General features: G+C 60.4%; 6 protein-coding genes and 1 pseudogene. All 7 read left to right on the top strand.

Going from position 1 to position 2,778, the window contains the following annotated elements:
* Positions 1–837, top strand: an 837-nt coding sequence (locus QT222_RS03240; RefSeq protein ID WP_491476291.1) for a minichromosome maintenance protein MCM, incomplete at its 5' end; no start/stop codon positions are given.
* A 139-nt stretch (positions 838–976) separates the two neighbouring features.
* Positions 977–1,243 carry a helix-turn-helix domain-containing protein gene (locus QT222_RS03235; RefSeq protein WP_491476290.1) on the top strand — a complete coding sequence of 89 codons (267 nt, stop codon included), beginning with the start codon at positions 977–979 and terminating at the stop codon, positions 1,241–1,243.
* Positions 1,244–1,377: 134 nt separating this feature from the next.
* The gene (locus QT222_RS03230; RefSeq protein ID WP_491476289.1) at positions 1,378–1,881 is read left to right on the top strand and encodes a hypothetical protein; all 504 of its coding nucleotides are present in this window, start codon (positions 1,378–1,380) and stop codon (positions 1,879–1,881) included.
* Positions 1,882–1,927: 46 nt separating this feature from the next.
* The gene (locus QT222_RS03225) at positions 1,928–2,110 is read left to right on the top strand and encodes a hypothetical protein (RefSeq protein ID WP_491476288.1); all 183 of its coding nucleotides are present in this window, start codon (positions 1,928–1,930) and stop codon (positions 2,108–2,110) included.
* Positions 2,110–2,250, top strand: coding sequence for a hypothetical protein (locus QT222_RS03220; RefSeq protein ID WP_491476287.1), 141 nt, complete (start codon positions 2,110–2,112; stop codon positions 2,248–2,250). Before QT222_RS03225 ends, QT222_RS03220 begins: the two co-directional genes overlap by 1 nt.
* Positions 2,247–2,381, top strand: a complete 135-nt coding sequence (locus QT222_RS03215) for a hypothetical protein (RefSeq protein ID WP_491476286.1) — start codon at positions 2,247–2,249, stop codon at positions 2,379–2,381. The genes QT222_RS03220 and QT222_RS03215 overlap by 4 nt, the downstream gene beginning before the upstream one ends.
* A pseudogene (locus tag QT222_RS03210) lies at positions 2,381–2,778 on the top strand (hypothetical protein); the annotation flags it as partial. The gene QT222_RS03215 and the pseudogene QT222_RS03210, both read left to right, overlap by 1 nt.

Raw genomic sequence — 2,778 nt, 5'->3', positions numbered from 1 at the left:
TGCTCGGTTCGCGGGGCGGCCAACCCGAAGCACGGCCGCTTCGATCAGTCGGAGCCCACCGGCGAGCAGACCGCCCTCGCCCCCGCGCTCATCCCCCGGTTCCACCTCATCTTTCCTTTCATCGAAAAGCCGGACCGAGACAACGACCCGAAGCCCGCCCGCCACATTCTGAAGACGAATCGAGCGGGAGAGATGCGAGCCCACGAGCAGTCGGTCGCCCAACCAACCATCTCTCGCGGCGATGTTGACGAGGCAACTGAGGACGTCGACCCGGAGATCGACCCGGATCTCCTCCGGAAGTACATCGCTTACGCAAAATCGAGATGCTACCCGATGATGACCGACGAGGCCGAAGACATCCTCCACGACTTCTACGTGGACTTCCGCGCCCTCGCTACCGACGAAGACGCACCAGTGCCCGTGACGGCCCGGAAACTCGAGGCGCTCGTCCGCCTCTCGGAAGCCTCGGCTCGTGCCCGACTCTCGGACACAGTGACTGCCGAGGACGCCGAACGCGTCGTCAACCTCGTCGAATCCTCACTCCAAGACGTGGGAATGGACCCCGAAACCGAGGAGTTCGATGCGGATGTCGTCGAAACAGGTACCTCGAAAAGCCAGCGTGACAACATCCGTAACCTCGGAGACCTCATCCAGAGTCTGAGCAAGGAGAAGGCCGGATACGAGATCCCAATGGAGGACGTCGTGAGTGTGGCGAACGAAAAACTCGGGCTCTCACGGAGTAAGACAGAGCAGTACCTCGACAAACTCAAGTTCAAACATGGAGCCCTGCACGAACCAACGACCGGAAAAACTGTCCGCTGGCTGGGGTGGAACTGACGATGAAAAACCCGTCTCGGAGTACCAGTGGGCACCCACCCACGACGATTGTTGGTGCCTCTGAAAGCCCCATAATGATGCATGATACCATACAACATATAATTGTTGTTATAGAAACAGATGTCTGGGAGGTGTCTCTGTGACCCTCGCCGTCGACGAGGACGTTCGCCCGGTCCTCGAAGATGCTCCAGCGAACGTCATCACCGTCTGGCTCATCCTCCAGGAGGCCGACCGCCCACTCTCGACATGCGAGATTGCCGAGCGCTCAACACTTAGCGAAGGGGCGGTTAGACGGACGCTTCGCGACCTTCGTGACCAAGCGCTTATCTGCCAACGTCGCGACACTCGTGGTGACGCCCGAAAAATCCTCTATGAACCCGAGATAGTGCCCGCAGACACGCACTAACGCCGAATTTATCACTTTCGCGGCCTCTCTTTCTGGCAAACTCATCCTGTCGCAAATGACCAACCCGAGAGTGGGGCCATAGACACCCGTCTACCCTGCCTCGAACCACCCATCGACCCTTCTGTGCGCCGCGAATGTTTCAACAGCACATCCTCAACACCAGCACCGTCTGTACCAACTGTCTCAAGCGGACGAAGCGAGAGCGCCACCGACCTCCGCGAGCATGGGAGGACCAGTTCGCTGAGCACACCTACCTCGAAAACGAACCCCACACGACCGCCGAATACGTCCCTGATGAACTCGTCACCGACGCTCGCAAGCGATTCTGTTCGTGTGGTGCTCACGGCTCGTTTACCCGTATCTGGGATGACGACGATATCGACCGCGAGCGCTTCCGGGAACTCATCAAACACGCCGTCGACACGCTCATCGCCGAGGGCATGGACGTCGACCGTTTCGAAGTCGCCTACAAATCCATCTCGGCGTTCGACCGCTTCCGTGACCACGGCCCGTATCGCGAGGGGCACACACCCGACCGCCCCGACTCTATCAACGACTGCCTCGCCGCCGGTATCGACGCCGGCGTGACTGACCCTGACCCTGATCCGGACGCCACTGAGCAAGTAGCTCGAGTATAGCTGCTTGTAATGGACGCTGTCTGTCGATTCCTCGTCCTTGTGAACTATGAGTACTACAGCACCCGCTGGAGCCGACGTCCTCGTCGAGACTCCCCGTGGGAACACACGTCAAGCACACGTCGTTTCCGCTGAAACGATTGCGACTGTCGCATTTGTCGACGAACGCGTTACCGTCGATGTCGACGGCGTCGAACTCACCGTCCTTGCAAGTGAGTGCGAGGTCCTCTAATGGCCCGCATGGAGTGTGCGTCTGGCGTCGCCGACGACTGTGAAGGGACGCTCCCGCTCGTCGACGTCGCGCATCGCGATCCCGACGGGGCCTGCATCTGCGGGCCGTGTGCTGACGAATTGGAGATCCCGCGACGGTGACGTTTACCTGCAGTGCACAGACCGCCGACGACTGCGTCGGCGAAGGCCGGTTCAATTCTGCCTACAAGTCCGAGGACGGCGAGCCGATCTGTGTCGTGTGCGCCGTCACACTCGGCCTTCCTGACTTCTAATGACTGACGACGATATCTGCGGATCAACCGACACTGAATCCGGCGAGCCGTGCCAACGGAGTGCTGGCTGGGGTCGAGATACCAACGAAGGACCGTGCGTGACGCATCACGACGACGGCGAGGAACCCGGTGGACGCCCCTCAAAGCTCGAGGATGCATGGCCGCTCGTCATCAACGCCGCCCGCAACGGGACGACGAAAGAAGGCTGTGCCCGTGCAGCGGGGATCGGGACATCGACACTCTACTCGTGGCTCGACCAGTTTTCGGAGTTTTCGGAGGCGTTCAAGCGCGCACGCGCGAAGGCTGAACAGGACCTCGTCGCCGCCGCTCGCGAGGACGACCCGAAATGGGTCCCGGAGCGGTTGTATGGCTACGTTAAGACGGTAAAACGCGCGAA

The sequence above is a fragment of the Haloferax sp. s1 genome (assembly GCF_058382125.1).
Note: the sequence above shows the minus strand (reverse complement) of the source record. Positions and strands in the feature narration are given on the sequence as shown.

Excerpts from the sequence above, each read along its gene's own strand:
- QT222_RS03230 (WP_491476289.1), top strand. The coding sequence starts at position 1,378 with ATGTTTCAACAGCACATCCTCAACACCAGCACCGTCTGTACCAACTGT.
- QT222_RS03225 (WP_491476288.1), top strand. The coding sequence starts at position 1,928 with ATGAGTACTACAGCACCCGCTGGAGCCGACGTCCTCGTCGAGACTCCC.
- QT222_RS03220 (WP_491476287.1), top strand. The coding sequence starts at position 2,110 with ATGGCCCGCATGGAGTGTGCGTCTGGCGTCGCCGACGACTGTGAAGGG.